Below are 17,357 nucleotides of genomic sequence, written 5' to 3' on the forward strand. Positions count from 1 at the left end.
ATTTAGAGCCTACGCCAGAAAAAATCACTTCCAACCAGCTGTATCCATAATTTCAACAGCTTCACGGTTATTTTCACCTAATTGGCTTAATGAAATCGTGTCTGCACGGAAGGTGCCAAATGGTGCCAACATTTCAGGAGCACCAACGCCTTTTACTACGGGATATTCATTGTTCACATGAGCGTACCATTCTTGCGAAGCTCGATTCGTCAGGAACTCCAGCAACAATGTTGCATTCTCAATGTTCGTTGCCGCTGCGGTGATACCTGCACCACTCACGTTTACATGAGCACCGCGTTCGCCTTGCGCTTGGTTAGGCCAAAACAATTTTACGTCGTTATAAACCGCTCTTTCATCTGCGCTATCACTTTGACCAAGACGACCATAGTAATAAGTATTCGCCAACGTTAGATCACATACACCCGCAGAAACGGCTTTTAATAGATCCACGTCACCACCAAAAGGCGGACGAGCTAGGTTAGAAACAAGCCCTTTGATCCATGCTTGCGTTTTCTCATGACCATCGGCTTCCAACATGGAAGCAACCAGAGATTGGTTATAAATATTGGCAGAGGAACGCACACAAATACGCCCTTTCCACTTCGAGCTCGCCAGGTCTTCGTAGGTAGACAGCTCACTTGGAGCAACTGTCTTAGGATTATAAAAAATAACACGTGCACGTTGGGATAAACCAAACCAATAGCCATCACTATCTCGTAAGTGGCTTGGTATGTTTGTACTTAGCACGTCGTTCTGAATAGGCTGCAATACTCCGGCCGCTTTCGCTCTGTATAAACGACCAGCATCAACGGTAATAAACATATCCGCAGGACTGGCATCGCCTTCCGCTTTTAAGCGACTTAACAGTGCATCAGCAGAACCCGTTATCAGGTTTACAACAACATCATTCTCTTCAGAAAAAGTGTTTAATACAGGCTTGATAAGAGACTCTTTTCGAGCTGAATAAATATTAATCTCTCCTTTTGCCTGAGCCCCTAAAGGGAGAAGAAGCGACGCAACCAATGTGACAAAACCAACAGAGCTCAATATAGATTTTCGACCTTTTTTATCAAGCACGCTAGGTAACATCATTCGACCACTCTCCTTCTAACTATTCTCAGCCACTTACTGGATAATAAAGCAAAAAAACACGCTCTAGAGCCCATAAGGAACATCATAAAAATGAGACAAGAAATTAGCATAACAGAACGCTAAACACTAGCGATTATCATTTGCTTGATCACCTTAACAAGAGCAAGCAACTATAGAATAGTAAGACGCTATTAGAGATTAACTTATACCAAGAAGTTCACTTCATAAATAGGCGATAAAGGGAATATTAAATGAGTTGATTTAGCCCATCGCCAATCATCAACGCATCGTCTAATTCATACACAACACCTTCATTTAAACCCGCTGCTTTCGCTACTGCCATAGGAAAACCTTCACGTACTAGGTCATATTCTCGCTCGGCACGGATACAAGCATTCAAGTAACATGCTAGATTCAATACGCATGCCAATGGATTAGGCTCTTCATTTGCAAACGGGCGTTTGTGTAACTGTACCGCCAGACCAAGGCCTGCTGGAAATTTCCACAAATCCATTAAGGCTTTTCCAGCGTCTTGAGAGGTGAAGCCAAGTAAATCTTGCTCTGCTTTTACTCGACCAGCTTTACGGTTAGCGACTAACTCTTGAATTTCTTGGGCGATTGTAGGTTCTGTAAGGTGCAATAACAAACGACCTATATTATGGACAATACCAACGGTAAAGGCTTCATCGGCTTGAACAAGCGGAGTACGTTTAGCTAACCATTGCGCCAACTCGGCAACTCGAAAAGAATCAGCCCAGAACTCTGGTAATTTTAAGCCTTCTACCTTGGAAACAGAGCTTGCAAAACCGGAAGCAATAACCAAGGTCTTCAACTTATCGGTACCCAGCAAGACGGTCGCCTCATCGATTGATGAGATTTTCCTCGATAAACCAAAGTAAGCCGAGTTAACCACACGCAGTACTTTCAGTGAAATTGTTTGGTCATGAGAGACTTTTTCCGTGAGTTCAGAGTAATTAACATCTGGATCACTTAGCAACTGAATGAGTTCACGAACGACATCTGGGACATTAGGGAGTTTATCGGTTTGCCTTAAAAGATCTTGTGCCTGCATACCATTCCACCTTACTCTGGTTGGTTATATTACTGTTTAAGCAGAATAAAACAGCGCCTACTTTTTGCAACCAGAAATAAGTAGTGTTTTGCAAGCAAACCAGAACTTCCATCTAGGCAGGAAACAAAAAATGACAAATACGTTATGAGAACGAAGACAAACCGGCCGCCCTAGCAACCAATTTCTTTTTCAAAGAAATGTTTTGATTAAACCCCTTCATGCCTATATTTCTCAACTGAACAATGAGTGGCTGTTGAGTAGAAAATAAACGTTTAAACGATTCCATGCCTGCAGCCATGGCAATATTATCCAGCATACGAGCACGCTGATAACGACGCAGCACCTTACTCGCACCAAGATGTTCGCCACGCCGATTAGCCTTTTCTAGAACGTCCACTAACGCCTTAACATCACCAAATCCCAAGTTCGCCCCTTGCCCTGCAAGAGGATGAATCGTATGCGCTGCATCACCTATTAACGCTAGCCCTGCTCTTACATATTGTTTGGCATGACGCTGTCGCAATGGAATAACCTGACGTGTTTGCATGATACCCAAGACATCGAAACGCTTGTTCATCGCGTAATGTAAACGGCGGCAAAATGCTTCTTCGTCGAGAGCCATTAGAGATTCAGCTTCTTTCGGTGGCACAGACCAAACAATGGAAACAAAATGTTTTTGCTCAACAGAAGGAAGCGGAAGAAACGCTAAAATACCTTCTTCGCCAAAGCTCTGCCAAGCGGTATTTCCATGGGGCTGGGCAATTTCAATAGTGGTCACAATAGCATGGTGACCATAATCCCACTCAACAGTATCAAAAGCATTTTCGCTACGAAGTTTGGACATCGCACCGTCTGCTGCGATGATCACCTGAGCATCAAGAGTATGACCAGAAGCTAACTCAACTCTCACACCAGACTCACTCAGCTCATGAGAATTTAGTGTATCTCCTAAATACAAGTCGATATTTTTTGAGCTTCTAGCTTGTTTCATTAGTTGCTGATTCAATACCGCATTTTCAACGAGATGCCCAAGCTCGGGCAGCACAACTTCTCCGGCATTAAAGTCAACATACCCTTCACCAAGACCATCCCAAACCACCATATTGTCATAAGAAGCAATACGATCACGGGCAATTCCCTGCCAAACATTTGCGGTTTCAAGTAAGGCTTTTGATTGGCTAGAAATAGCACTCACACGCGCATCATAAGCGGGCGGAGTCGATAGACGATATTCGCCATCATGTTTATCGACAAGCGCAATACGTAAAGAAGATTTGGCTAATAATATCGCTGACAAAGCACCTACCATGCCGGCGCCCACTATTATCAAATCATACGATTTAGCCATCATATGTACTCCGTCTCGTCTTTATAGTAATTATCGTTTTTCAGCCATGAAAGCTTCAATATCAGCGATTTCTTTTGGCAACCCGTGAGTTAAAACATAAGGCCCATCAGCACGAATAAGCACATCGTCTTCAATACGAATACCGATGCCACGCCACTTTGCATCTACTGATTCGTTGTCTGCCGAAACATAAAGGCCAGGTTCAATGGTTAACACCATGCCTTTTTCTAACAAGCGAGATTCACCAGCGATTTTATAAGCGCCACAATCATGAACATCCAAGCCTAGCCAATGTCCTGTATTGTGCATATAAAAGTCTCGATATGCTTTGCTCTCGATCAGGAAATCCACATCGCCAGTTAACAATCCGTGAGTCACTAAGCCTTGTGTTAATGTCCGAACCGCTGCGTTATGACAAGCTTCATACGGCGTTCCTACTTTAAGCTCTTTCATTCCCGCATGGTAAGCATCTAATACCACTTGATATAAAGCAGCTTGCGGCTCACTAAACTTACCTGTTGCAGGAAAAGTACGAGTAATGTCCGCGGCGTAGCAACCCAACTCTGCCCCTGCATCAATTAAGATCAGGTCACCCTCTTCGATTTCTTCGTCATTTTTGATGTAATGCAAAACGCAAGCATTGCTGCCTGAGGCGACAATATTGTTATACGCAGGCTGGCGCGCACCGGATTTCATAAACACGTAATTCAACTCAGCTTCTAACTGGTATTCGTACATCCCCGGGCGAACAGAGCGCATTGCCTGTTTATGGGCTTCAACACTAATTTGCGCAGCCGCTTCCATAATGGCAATTTCTTCTGCGTCTTTGTGCAAACGCATTTCAGCAACCTGAGGGGAAAGATCGATAAAACTTGCTGGTGCCACAGCGCCAATTCTGACCCGTGCAGCAATGGCATCACGCCAGCCGGCAATTTTTTCACGAAGAACATCGTCATTAAATAAATACACAACATGCTCGGCACCATCTAAAGCGGCAAACGCAACCTTATCTAACTCTTCCAGCGGAGCCGCATCACTTGCACCAAAATTTGCTATCGCTCCTTCGCTACCAAAACGAAAACCATCCCATTGCTCACGCTCAGGATCTTTTGGTAGAGTGACGAGCGTCATCTCGCCACTGCCATAAATAATGGCGTAGGCGCTTGGCTCAGGAAACCCCGTTAAATAGAAAAAACTACTATGAGGACGAAACTCATACTCGCAATCATTATTGCGTGTCGCCAGTTCACCAGTTCGCAACACCACTACACTGTTCTCAGGTAAGGATTGCATCAAGCGTTCGCGGCGAGCTTGATAAGTTTGAGTATCAATTTTCATAGAAGGTCTCACTTATTAATTGTCATTCCATCAAATACCATTGGTTACACTTTGCTTAGACGCTTTTTAGTGCGAAGGACTTAATGCAAAGAATTCTGTTTAGTATGATCAACATCTGGGTTGATATCATGATGCTCTGTGTACAACATCATCGCTGATAATCTGACGTATTCCACCAGCTCTGTTAAATCAGCTTCATTATCATTGTTATCTTCTAATGCGCGCATTTCTGCCTGCATGCCAGAGATATTGGCAAAATCACGTAAAATTTGCTTGGTTTCATCAGAGAGTTCATTCTTCTGACCAGATAAACCATAACCCGCTAAAAAGCCATGCGCCCATTGAGATAAAGTAACGCCTCTTTCACACAATTCTGCATCTTCATCTGAAATACTGGGCACTAGTGCAAACTCGCCATTTTGAAACAAAGTTAACGTAGCAGTATAAAGTTCAACAATAACAGCTCGACTCGCTTCTTCTTTCCAACCTTCAATGTCACAAAACTCTACTACCATCTTTAGCCAATCTTCCAATGGCAAGGTCACACCAGAAGCCAAATAGCCACAAAGCTGACCATGCAACTCGGATGGTGACGCCGTAATAGATTCTGTAACAAAAACATCGGCGATCAAATCAAAGTCCAATGCGTCTTTTAACATTTCTGTGGACATATCATGCCAACCTTTTGCTGTTCAGTTTATAAAAAAGAAGCCGCACCTAATGGCGCGGCTTTTTGTCCCATTTTGCGATCTTCTCTCAACAATATGGGGCTATTATACAGACCTTTCAAGTCTGCTTAGCCTAGTTGTTTCAGGCCAGATTCCAGTGTTTGCAGAATCAAAGTATTGATTGTCATTGGACCAACACCACCAGGAACGGGTGTGTAAGCGGCAACACGATCCTTCAATGGACCCAGTTCGATATCACCAATACCACCTGGGTGGTAACCAGCATCAACAACGACAGCACCGTCTTTAATCCAATCAGCTTTGATCAACTCAGGTTTACCTACTGCGCCAACAACCACATCGGCTTGTTTAACAAATTCAGATAAATTTTGTGTGCGAGAGTGACACATTGTTACCGTCGCATTGGCGTTCAACATCATCATCGCCATCGGCTTGCCAAGAATTGGACTACGACCAACCACAACAACATGCTTCCCTTCTAATGGGATGTCGTAAGCGGCAAGCAAACGCATAATACCCGCTGGAGTCGCTGCACCGTATGCCGGCTCTTTCATTGCCATACGGCCAAAGCCAAGGCAAGTCACACCATCAACATCTTTATGAGCTGCAATGGCGTCGAAGCACAGACGCTCATCAACTTGTGCAGGAACAGGATGTTGTAGCAAAATCCCATGCACATCTGGGTTATTATTTAGCTCATTAATTTTGTTTAAAAGCTGCTCTGTCGTAGTGCTTTCAGGCAGTTCAATGGCCATAGAGTCCATGCCAACACGACGACAAGCATTGCCTTTCATTTTCACATAAGTGGCTGATGCTGGATCAGCACCCACTAATATTGTTGCTAAAATAGGGGTGCAACCGGTACGCGCCTTAAGCTCAGTAACTTGAGCCTCTAGGCGGTTTTCAGTTTCTTTGGCGCAAAGTTTGCCGTCAAGAACCAGTGCAGTCATGAATGAGCTCCAGTAAAATTAGAGTGATGTATGAGGGAGCGGCATTATACCTCAACTTTTGTTTCGATACGCAATGCCTAAAACAATTTGTTCCTCAAAATGGAAAATCTTCGCCTTTTCGTTCTTTAACACCTAATTATGCAGGCTCTAAATAGTCCACTAATAGCTGCAAATTACGCTGACCTCGAAACTCATTCACATCCAGCTTATAAACTAAGCGTGCTTGAGTCGCTTTATCATTGGGCCATTGGTCTAAATCGACAAAAAAGCTAATCCCATCCAGCAATAGTCCACTGCTCGGCTCGCGCACCATAAGCTTCAAATGCTTTTCACCCACGATGCGCTGCTGCAGAATATCAAACACGCCATCAAAACATGGCTCTGGGAACATTTGCCCCCACGGACCAGATAAACGAACTTGCTCAGCAAAACTCAGACTAAAATCTTCTGGCGCCAGCTGGCCATCAGTCAACAAGGTTGCTTCTAGCTGTTCCGGCGTCACCCATTCAGTAATAATGGCATCGAATGCCAATTGAAAAGCCTCATAATGCGATTCTTTAATCGACATGCCCGCCGCCATAGCATGACCACCAAATTTGCTAAGCAACTGTGGATAACGCTTGGCCAATAAATCCAATGCATCACGAATATGTACACCTGGAATCGAGCGCGCTGAACCTTTTAACTCATCTTCACCAACACGAGCAAAAGCAATCACCGGACGATGACATTTATCTTTCATCCGCGAGGCCAAAATACCAATCACACCTTGGTGCCAGTCCGCATCATAAAAGCACATGCCATTTGGCATTTCCTGCTCTTCATCCAATAAAGACTCAAGCACTAATTCTGCCTGCTCTTTCATATCCGATTCAATGGCTTTGCGCTCGCGATTAAACTGATCTAACTGCTGTGCATAATTACGTGCTTGATGTGGGTGTACAGCCAACAGACATTCAATACCAACCGACATATCATCAAGTCGCCCAGCCGCGTTTAATCGTGGCCCAACAACAAAGCCCAAGTCTGATGCTTTCAATTGAGTATAATCACGACGCCCTACTTCTAATAAAGCAAGAATACCCGGACGCGCCAAACCGGCCTGAATTCGCTTGATGCCTTGCTGAACCAAAATACGATTATTGGCATCCAAAGGCACCACATCAGCTACCGTACCAAGCGCAACCAAATCCAAATAGTCCGCCATTTTCGGTTCTGGAATATGCTGGTCAGCAAACCAGTTACGACTATTTAATTCGGCTCTTAATGCCGACATCACGTAGAAAATCACCCCAACGCCAGCTAAGTTTTTACTTGGAAAACCACAATCTGGATGATTTGGGTTCACAATAGCATCCGCATTTGGCAGCGTATCACCGGGCAAATGGTGGTCAGTAACCACGACTTTCATGCCATAAGCTTTGGCAGCTTGAACACCATCAATACTGGCAATACCATTATCAACTGTCACCAATACATTGGGAGAACTTTTTTGTGCGACCTCAACTATTTCAGGCGTCAGACCATAACCAAACTCAAAGCGATTTGGCACCAAGTATTCTGGAGCAATCGCTCCCATTGCCTCTAAAGCAAGAATCCCAAGACTGGTACTAGTCGCACCATCCGCGTCAAAATCGCCAACAATCAGAATCTTCTGACCTGCAACAATTGCATCAGCCAAAATCTTTGCCGCGATTGTTAGATCAAATAAAGAGCTAGGCCTTAGTAAATTAGGTAGACGGTAATCAAGCTCTAGGCTGGTGCTCACCCCCCTCGCCATAAAAATACGACGTAAACTCAAAGGCATGTCTTCTGGCAAGTCTTCAGCAATGGCTGGAATGGATCGACGCTCTATTCGCATAACTATAAACACTCAAAAACTAAAATGGTTACAAAACAATAGAGAAGGGTAACACAAATAGGATATTCCATTTTATGGCAAAGTGATTAAATACCTATAACATCGCAAGATCCGTTTGCTTAACTATAAATGTAAGTCTATAAATAATTATAGGCGTTGTACTAACAAACAACTTTTAGGATGAAAGATGACCTTATCAATAAAAACTCGCTTGATTATGATGGGTACCTTACTCGCCGTAGCCCCAACAGTGATTGTTGGATTAATTGTCAGCCAAAGTGCGCTAAATGAGGGAACGAAAGCTCTCCAAGAAAGCACTCAAAAACAGCTAATTACCTCTCGAGATTTAACCGCGCAATCAATAGAGACCTACTTTTCTTTTATAGATAAGCAGATAATTAGTTTATCTCAAAACAATAGTACCGTTTCTGCAGCTAAATCCTTTTCTAATGCCTTTAATGATTACCCAAACAACACAACGTCTGACACAGATAAAAAATTAGCTGACTATTACCAAAATCAGTTTGATAAAAATTACCAAAGCCTAAATTTGGGACAATCCAGTAATCCTTCTTCACTATTGGCATCATTAAGCCCAACAGCAAAAGCTATTCAATCAACGTACATCGCAAAAAACCCAGCGCCACTAGGTGAAAAAGACACGCTAGACACATCTGGGGATGGCACGACATATGACAAAATACATCAAGAATTCCACCCTATGTTTCATCAGTTTCAAAAGGAATTTGGGTTTTATGATGTTTTCATTGCCGATGCAACAACAAGTAATGTTATCTATAGCGTCTATAAAGAGTTGGACTTCGGCACCTCCTTAACGACTGGCCCTTACAAGAACTCAGGGTTAGCTGAGGCTTTCAAAAAAGCGGTGGATGGCAATGAAAAAGCAACGTACTTAACGGATTTTGCGCCTTACGGCCCATCTTATAATGCACAAGCCTCTTTTATTTCATCCCCTATATTTAGTGATGGGAAAATCATCGCTGTGTTAATTTTCCAGATGCCAATTGATCGTATTGATGCCGTGATGACATACAATCAAACATGGGAGAAAAATGGTTTAGGAAAAACAGGGCAAACCTATTTGGTTGGTCATAATAAATTGATGCACAGCAACGACCGCTTACTACTAGAGAACAAAGAAAGATTTATACAAAAGGCAAAAGCAATAAGCTTACCCAATAAAACAATTGATGAAATTGCGAGCCGCGGTACAACCATTGGGCTTTTAGAAATAAATAACACAGCCGTAAATGAAGCAATCGCTGGAAAAGAAGGTTTAGTCATTGATAAAAACTACTTTAATGAACCCTCTTTAAGTGCATTCAAACCTCTAAAAATCCACGGCATGGATTGGATAATTATCAGTGAGCAAAGTCAATCGGAAGCATTCAGCCCCATAGAAAGTCTAAAAAACAACGTCTATACAACACTAACAATAGTCTCTGTTATAGCGTTAATTATTGGCGCTTTTCTAGGCCTACTACTTTCTAGAGTAATTATCCGTCCCATTAATAACATGGTCAAAATGATGCATGACATTGCTGAAGGAGAAGGAAACTTAACTCAGAGATTACCGGCCAAAAGTAATGATGAACTTGCTGAATTAGCCAAAGGCATTAACTTATTTATCGGTCATATTGATAAAACATTTTCAGCAGTTCTATCTTCTGTCGCGCGACTAAAACCTATTTCGGAAGAAATGGCTGACGTTAACGGCCAACTTTCATCAGCAGCAGACCAGCAAAAACATCAAGCCGAAAAAGTAAACGATTGCTTATCGGAAACCAATGAATCTACCCAAAAAGTAGAGCAGGAGCTTGAAGAGATTAATCAAGCATCAATACAAGGCAATACGACCGTTCTTTCTAGCAGTGAAATTGTCAATAAAGTCGCTGGAAGCATGACAGAACTTTCAGGTGATATTACAGAAGCTGTTGATGCACTTTCCAAGCTGAAAGGCGATACAGACCGTATAGCAGGTATTATTGATGTTATTAATAGCATCGCAGAGCAAACTAACTTATTAGCACTAAATGCAGCGATAGAAGCAGCTCGCGCTGGTGAAGCAGGTCGAGGATTTGCCGTTGTAGCCGATGAAGTGCGCTCTTTAGCCTCTAAAACTCGCCAATCTACCGATGAAGTAGCAAACATGGTGGGAGCTATTCAGAATGGCACTCAAGAAGTTGTTAAACGTATGGAGAACAGCAAATCTAATGCGAACCACTCCTTAGAAAAGGTACAACAAGCGACACAATCTTTATCTCAAGTTAAAAGCGCAATGGAAACGATCTCGGATAGAGTCGCGCAAATCGCTATGGCGATCACAGGTCAGCAAAATAACTTTTTGGAAGTCACCTCTCATTACAATGATATGAAAGCCAGCTTTGTACAAATTAATAAACAGACAGAACATTCAACAATGGTCGGAAAAAATGTTGTTCAGTTGTCTGAAGGCATCATGGTACAAATTAACCGCTTCCAAGTAACAGACAACAGTTGGTCTACTGATCGTAGAGACCTTGTCCGTCCCACTATTGATACAGACGACAAGTAAGTTAAAGTAGCGCCTCAGTATGCTTGCCTACGTACCGAGGCGCAGCCTATCCAAATAGTATCTGGCATCGCTGGCCTACAGCTATTCAGCCCGCATAAAATCCAAAAAAGAATTTGAAAATCAAACACCTAAAATCGATAGGCTTTGTTACATTATAAACGCATAGGTGAGACTTTCTTACAATAGACAGCCAATAAAGGAATTTTATAGAACAATTGTTCCTTCAACCCCAACCCACCACTAAAAACAAATTTTCGATGCTATGATGCCGCACTTTTTTGATTTGGATTGACATCCTAAAGATAAAAACTGAGCAACTCTCGTTTTAACTCATCGGAAAAAATATGAATAATCAAACTTCCGTGGCAGACAAGCCACAATCAAACCAACGTTTTGCCTTGATAGCTCTTACATCATTGTTTTTCATGTGGGGCTTTATCACATCACTGAATGACATTTTAATCCCGCACTTAAAAGGTGTATTCGACCTTAATTACACCCAAGCAATGATGATTCAAATGTGTTTCTTTGGCGCCTACTTTATTGTCTCCGTTCCAGCAGGAAACCTAGTCAAAAAAGTAGGTTTTCAACGTGGCATTGGTATCGGTCTAATGATTGCCGCAGCTGGCTGCCTATTGTTTGTTGCCGCAGCTAAAGCCCAACAATACAGTATATTTTTAACTGCCCTGTTCGTCCTTGCTGCTGGCATCACGATTCTACAGGTTGCAGCGAATCCACTTGTCACTGTTATGGGTCCGACTGAAACGGCATCAAGCCGTTTAACCTTGTCTCAAGCGTTTAATGCTTTAGGAACGACAGTGGCTCCTCTGGTTGGCGGCGCTCTACTATTCACTGTTGCAGGACAATACGCGACTAAAGCACAAGAAGCTGAAAGCGTTATTATTCCCTATATTGGTTTGGCAATTTTGCTGATTGTTCTAGCTGCTATTTTTACTCGTATTAACCTTCCGACACCCTCTAGTATAGAAAGCACAGAGGCAAACGTACCAAGTGAAAGTATTCTAAAGCATCGTCACTTGGTACTAGGTACTGTGGCTATCTTCATGTACGTTGGCGCGGAAGTGGCCATTGGTAGCTTATTAGTAAACTTTTTCGGATTAGAAAACATCGCAGGTCTTGCTGAAGCAGAAGCAGCGCACTACGTTGCTTATTACTGGGGCGGCGCAATGGTGGGACGCTTTATCGGTGCAGCACTAATGCAGCGTATTTCAGCAGGAACGTTATTAACGATAAATGCACTTGCTGTAATTGCATTAATAGCCAGTGCCATCATCAACGATGGTCATCTAGCAATGTGGTCAATATTAATCGTTGGCTTGTTTAACTCTATTATGTTCCCAACCATTTTCAGTCTTGCCCTGAAAGACCTTGGACCACAAACAAGTCGTGGTTCCGGTTTGTTGTGCTTAGCTATTGTCGGTGGTGCAATCCTACCTATGCTTCAAGGCCTAATCGCTGACTCTATTGGCCTTCAGATCTCATTTATCATGCCTATTTTTTGTTACCTATACATCGCTTATTTTGGTGTATTTGGTTCAAAACCAAAGCAGCAATAATCCGATAACATACAATCTGAAATAGTAAACCCGCCCTAGGAAAGCCTAGGGCGAGTTTACTATAAAATCATATTAGAGCTACGCTCGACAGGTTTGATTCCTGCCAGATCGCTTCGCTTGATACAAACGATTATCTGCTAACGTAATGGCTTCTCGCAATGATGTGCTGCTATTCATCCCAGCTAAACCAAAGCTTAAAGTCATATGGAAACGCTGGTCTAAATGAGAAAATTCGTAAGACTCTACTCGATGGCGCAAAATTTCAGCAAACTCAAATACCTCGTATTCGTCCATGCCACAAACAGCGATCAAAAACTCCTCGCCTCCCCACCTTGAAACTAAATCGTCTTTCTTCGGCAGAGATTCTTGGAATATTTTAGCTAACTGAGTTAACGCATAGTCACCAACATCATGACCATATTCATCATTAATTCGTTTAAAGAAGTCTACATCGGCCAACAAAAGGTGAAAGCTTTGTTGAGTACTTATTTCTAAGCGCTGTAATATCCCTCTTCGGTTTAACAACTTTGTTAGCGGATCGGTATAGGCATATAACTTTAGCTTTGTCGTCGTCTCTTTCAATTCTTGATTAAAACGAGACATTGAATATTCATAAATACCAGATAGAAAAACCACAACTATAAACGAAAAAAGGATTCTCGACTTTAACGTTTCGTGATATCCAAACTCTGAAAACCGGCTATCCATAAAATACATAACTAAAATTAATGCGAGAGTAAAAAGGGTTAACTCGATTAACCCTCTTTTCATACCATGTAAAAATAATGCAACAGCAGGAATACAGTAAATCCAAACATGACCCGTACCATTTACACCACCAGAATAAACAAGGTAAATCATCAAAACATACAAAGGGTAAATTACAAAATACCCACATAATTTATGATTATGTGTTCGACGCAAATAAATATGGTTTAGTGAATATAAAATAGCGATAACAAGTAAACTTACCCCGAGAAGGAGTTTACCCTGCCATATAGAAACGACACCTAAAGGAAGTGTGAATAAAACGCCAACAGAAGCGAAAAGGTTGATAATAAAGACGCGTCGAGTATCTTCTGAAAAAACAGTATCAGTGTTACCAACATATAAAAAAGTGAGAAAAGACGTTTTTTCTTTATTATTTATTTCAGTATTCGTTTTATTATTTAATTTAGTCATTCACGCCCTCCACCCCGTGCCACAAGTTCGCACATGGCTAATAAGAACATGCTACACCAAAGGATTAAATAGCTCCTTAAATAATCCCTCACCGTTACAAATAGCAACATTAAATAATAAAAGATGCTTCCAAAACATTAAGCTGGATACAAACGCGATAACAAAACAGGCACAACCGTCTCGACTTTTAATATACGATCACCTAAATGCACAGATTCCATTCCAGCTTCATGCCACTTACTCACTTCAAACTCGTTCCACCCTCCTTCTGGCCCAAGAGCAAGAACACAAGGTTGTTGAATATCGATAGGACAACGCTTTGCTAAATAAGGATGAGCAAGTAACCCAACTTTGTCTTTCAAAATAGCCGGCAATTGATCTTCTACAAAAGGACGAAAACGAGGAATAAGCGTCCAGTTAGGCATAACCGTATCTTTTGCTTGCTCTAGGCCTTCTAACAAACATTGCTGAATAGATTCAGTCTGCAAAACAGGGCTCTGCCAGTAGCTTTTTTCCACTTTGGCTGAATGAATAAGGTATAAATCCTTCACTCCCATGGCAGTTATATTTTGTAAAGTACGCTTCAACATATTTGGTCTTGGCAAAGCCATAACCAGCACCATAGGCAAAGGCTCTGGAGGTGGTGAAGATAAATTTAACGAATGAATATAGCCAACTCTATCTTCGCTTGGTGGTTCATAAACCCCTTCCCCTATTTTTCCATTCAACACTCCCACGCGCAGAACATCACCTTGTTGCGCTTTAATCACTTTCGAAACATGGGTTTGTTGACGCGAAGAAAGTCTGTAAAGGCCATCACCAAGGGTATTATTAGGGTCAAGTAAAATTATATTCATATGAGAAGCGCAAAAGTATGAAGGAAAAAGAAACGGCCAATCAAAGATTGGCCGTTATTATTAGTCTTACTGAATTATTTATAGCTAAATCTTACCTGCAACAAACGCCTGAACATCGCTCAAGCTGTTATCTAACACTTCATAAGATTCTTCTCTATCGAAAAGATCTTTCATGTGTTCAGGTAATATAGGTGTTTCGCAGCCAGCTTTTTCGACAGCTTCAGGAAACTTCACAGGATGCGCTGTTGCCAAGGTAATCATAGGAACAGACGGATCTTTCCAGCAATGACGAGCCGCTTCAAGACCTATCGCCGTGTGCGGATCAAGCAAGTATTGTGTTTTAGCAAACACATCTGCAATCACATCACATGTCTTCTTATCATCTACTTTGTAGCTATCAAAGTTCTCTTTAACAAAAGACCAAGCTTGATCATTTAAGGATACATCGCCTTTATTAAAGCGTGCCATCAAATCATCAATCGCCGCACCATCGCGGCCATGAGCATCAAATAACAGACGTTCAAAGTTGCTTGAAACCATGATATCCATACTCGGAGACAAGGTGACATTCAAAGACTGACGACTCATGTCATTTTCAGCGATCACGCGATGTAAAATATCATTCTGGTTAGTAGCAACCACAAGCTGATCAATTGGTAAGCCCATTTTTTTCGCCAAGTAACCAGCAAAGATATCGCCGAAATTACCTGTTGGCACAGAAAAAGACACCTTACGATGTGGAGCTCCAACAGACAATGCAGAAGAGAAATAGTAAACGATTTGGGCCATGATGCGGGCCCAGTTTATTGAGTTAACCGCTCCTAACTTAGCACCTTTCAAGAAAGACTGATCCGCAAAGCTCGATTTCACCATGCCTTGGCAATCATCAAAGTTACCTTTTACCGCGATATTAAACACATTATCGTCAATAACTGTGGTCATTTGACGACGCTGTACTTCAGATACTCGCTGGTATGGATGCAAAATGAAAATATTCAAATGCTCTGAATGACGGCAACCTTCAATAGCAGCAGAGCCAGTGTCTCCTGATGTCGCACCAAGAATAACCAGCTTTTCCTTGCGCTCAGACAGCACATAATCCATCAAACGACCAAGTAACTGTAAGGCAAAATCTTTAAACGCCAAGGTTGGACCACGGAATAATTCCAGTATCCATTCGTTGTTACCAACCTGAACCATAGGCGCAATAGATGTATGATTGAAGCTCGCATAGGCGTCATCAATCATAGTCTTAAATGCGTCTGCAGGAATATCGCCTTCCACAAACGGCCACATCACTTTGAAAGCCAACTCTTGGTAGCTTAAGCTTGCCCAAGAAGCGATCTCTTCTTTGCTGTAATGAGGTAAGGTTTCTGGCACATACAAGCCACCATCATTTGCCAAACCAGCCAATAACACATCACCAAAAGAAAGCGCTGGCGCTTTACCACGAGTAGAAATGTATTTCATATTTGCTCTCTCTTACGCCAAGTTTTCAACACGGATTCGCTGTACTGTTCCCGCAACATCCGGCAAGGCTTCAATTGCCGCAATCGCAGCATTCATATTGCGTTCTTTTACATCATGAGTCATTACAACCAAAGGCACTAACTCACTGCCTTCACGCTCACGCTGAATAAGAGACTCAATACTGATGTCATTCACAGACAAAATCTGCGTAATATTTGCAAGCACGCCAGCACGGTCTTTAATCGTCATATTCAAGAAAAAACCACACTCAATTTCTTCTACTGGCAACACTTGGACACTAGACAAAGAGTCTGCCTGGAATGCCAAATGAGGCACTCGATTCGTTGGATCCGCCGTTAAAGTACGAGCGACATCTATCACATCAGCAATAACAGAAGACCCTGTTGGCAATGCACCGGCACCAGCACCGTATGTCAATGTCGGCCCAACTACATCACCTTGAACCATAATAGCGTTCATAACGCCATTAACATTAGCCAAAAGCTGTTTGTGAGATATTAAAGTCGGGTGAACACGCAATTCAATACCCGATTTAGAACGACGCGCAATACCCAAATGTTTGATTGCATAGCCAAGATCATCGGCAAATGACACATCTTCAGCAGTAATACGACTAATGCCTTCTGTGTAGGTTTTTTCAAACTGCAAAGGGATGCCAAACGCAATGGACGCAAGAATCGTTAACTTGTGCGCAGCATCAATCCCTTCAATATCAAAAGTAGGATCCGCTTCTGCATAGCCCAACTCCTGAGCTTCAGCTAGCACATCTTCAAAATCGCGACCTTTCTGGCTCATTTCGGTCAAAATAAAGTTGCCTGTACCATTAATGATCCCAGCCAACCATTCAATTCGGTTGGCTGACAAGCCTTCACGAATTTGCTTGATAATAGGAATGCCGCCAGCAACTGCCGCCTCAAAGGCAACAATAACGCCTTTTTCTTGGGCTTTAGCAAAAATTTCGTTGCCATGCTCTGCAATCAGAGCTTTGTTCGCAGTAACAACGTGCTTACCATTTTCAATAGCGGTAAGAACAAGCTCTTTGGCAACCGTGGTACCACCAATTAACTCAAGTACAATATCAATCTCTGGATTGTTGACTACATCAAAAATATCACGGGTAACATTGATATTAGAGGTATCACAAGCGTCATTATCACGGCGTGCACCAACCTGCTCAATAACAATACTGCGACCCACTCGACGAGTAATCTCTTCTGCATTATTAAGAAGAATGTTAAAACTACCGGACCCCACTGTCCCCAGCCCACAAATTCCGACTTTTACCGGTTTCAAAACAATACCCCACAGAGATAATCTAATTTTTA

At 42.3% G+C, this 17,357-nt stretch carries 13 protein-coding genes; 2 read left to right on the plus strand and 11 right to left on the minus strand.

Translation table 11 applies throughout. The annotated features are described in order from the left end of the window. Window positions 1-24: 24 nt before the first annotated feature. The 7 genes from JSY38_RS06015 to recJ form a co-directional block, all read right to left on the minus strand. Window positions 25-1,092, minus strand: coding sequence for a Fe(3+) ABC transporter substrate-binding protein (locus tag JSY38_RS06015; RefSeq protein WP_205115810.1), 1,068 nt, complete (start codon window positions 1,090-1,092; stop codon window positions 25-27). Window positions 1,093-1,339: 247 nt separating this feature from the next. Beyond that, window positions 1,340-2,164 carry an HDOD domain-containing protein gene (locus tag JSY38_RS06020; RefSeq protein WP_114413236.1) on the minus strand — a complete coding sequence of 275 codons (825 nt, stop codon included), beginning with the start codon at window positions 2,162-2,164 and terminating at the stop codon, window positions 1,340-1,342. 142 nt (window positions 2,165-2,306) lie between these two features. After that, window positions 2,307-3,515, minus strand: a complete 1,209-nt coding sequence (locus JSY38_RS06025; protein WP_239544376.1) for a UbiH/UbiF/VisC/COQ6 family ubiquinone biosynthesis hydroxylase — start codon at window positions 3,513-3,515, stop codon at window positions 2,307-2,309. Between the two features lie 27 nt (window positions 3,516-3,542). Then, complete coding sequence (locus JSY38_RS06030) at window positions 3,543-4,850, minus strand: aminopeptidase P N-terminal domain-containing protein (protein WP_205115812.1); 1,308 nt, start codon at window positions 4,848-4,850, stop codon at window positions 3,543-3,545. Between the two features lie 80 nt (window positions 4,851-4,930). Further along, entirely contained in the window at window positions 4,931-5,521 is a 591-nt protein-coding gene (locus JSY38_RS06035) for a UPF0149 family protein (RefSeq protein WP_205115813.1), read from the minus strand. 125 nt (window positions 5,522-5,646) lie between these two features. Then, window positions 5,647-6,489, minus strand: a complete 843-nt coding sequence (gene folD / locus JSY38_RS06040; RefSeq protein ID WP_114413233.1) for a bifunctional methylenetetrahydrofolate dehydrogenase/methenyltetrahydrofolate cyclohydrolase FolD — start codon at window positions 6,487-6,489, stop codon at window positions 5,647-5,649. Window positions 6,490-6,625: 136 nt separating this feature from the next. Further along, a complete protein-coding gene (gene recJ, locus JSY38_RS06045) occupies window positions 6,626-8,350 on the minus strand; it encodes a single-stranded-DNA-specific exonuclease RecJ (RefSeq protein ID WP_205115815.1) in 1,725 nt (574 codons plus the stop codon). Window positions 8,351-8,537: 187 nt separating this feature from the next. Between recJ and JSY38_RS06050 the strand changes: the two genes are divergently transcribed. Both JSY38_RS06050 and JSY38_RS06055 read left to right on the plus strand, forming a co-directional pair. Beyond that, window positions 8,538-10,925, plus strand: a complete 2,388-nt coding sequence (locus JSY38_RS06050) for a methyl-accepting chemotaxis protein (RefSeq protein WP_205115816.1) — start codon at window positions 8,538-8,540, stop codon at window positions 10,923-10,925. Between the two features lie 344 nt (window positions 10,926-11,269). Continuing rightward, a complete protein-coding gene (locus JSY38_RS06055; protein WP_205115818.1) occupies window positions 11,270-12,502 on the plus strand; it encodes a sugar MFS transporter in 1,233 nt (410 codons plus the stop codon). Window positions 12,503-12,580: 78 nt separating this feature from the next. Here JSY38_RS06055 and JSY38_RS06060 read toward each other — a convergent pair whose 3' ends face one another. The 4 genes from JSY38_RS06060 to JSY38_RS06075 form a co-directional block, all read right to left on the minus strand. After that, complete coding sequence (locus JSY38_RS06060) at window positions 12,581-13,684, minus strand: GGDEF domain-containing protein (RefSeq protein WP_205115820.1); 1,104 nt, start codon at window positions 13,682-13,684, stop codon at window positions 12,581-12,583. 137 nt (window positions 13,685-13,821) lie between these two features. After that, window positions 13,822-14,541, minus strand: a complete 720-nt coding sequence (locus JSY38_RS06065) for a 16S rRNA (uracil(1498)-N(3))-methyltransferase (RefSeq protein ID WP_205115822.1) — start codon at window positions 14,539-14,541, stop codon at window positions 13,822-13,824. 84 nt (window positions 14,542-14,625) lie between these two features. Further along, window positions 14,626-16,011 carry a threonine synthase gene (gene thrC / locus JSY38_RS06070; protein ID WP_205115824.1) on the minus strand — a complete coding sequence of 462 codons (1,386 nt, stop codon included), beginning with the start codon at window positions 16,009-16,011 and terminating at the stop codon, window positions 14,626-14,628. A gap of 12 nt (window positions 16,012-16,023) precedes the next feature. Beyond that, window positions 16,024-17,325: a homoserine dehydrogenase gene (locus JSY38_RS06075; RefSeq protein WP_114412615.1), complete on the minus strand. Its 1,302-nt coding sequence runs from the start codon at window positions 17,323-17,325 to the stop codon at window positions 16,024-16,026. Window positions 17,326-17,357 lie beyond the last annotated feature (32 nt).

The organism is Marinomonas foliarum (genome assembly GCF_016906065.1).
Classification (GTDB): domain Bacteria; phylum Pseudomonadota; class Gammaproteobacteria; order Pseudomonadales; family Marinomonadaceae; genus Marinomonas; species Marinomonas foliarum.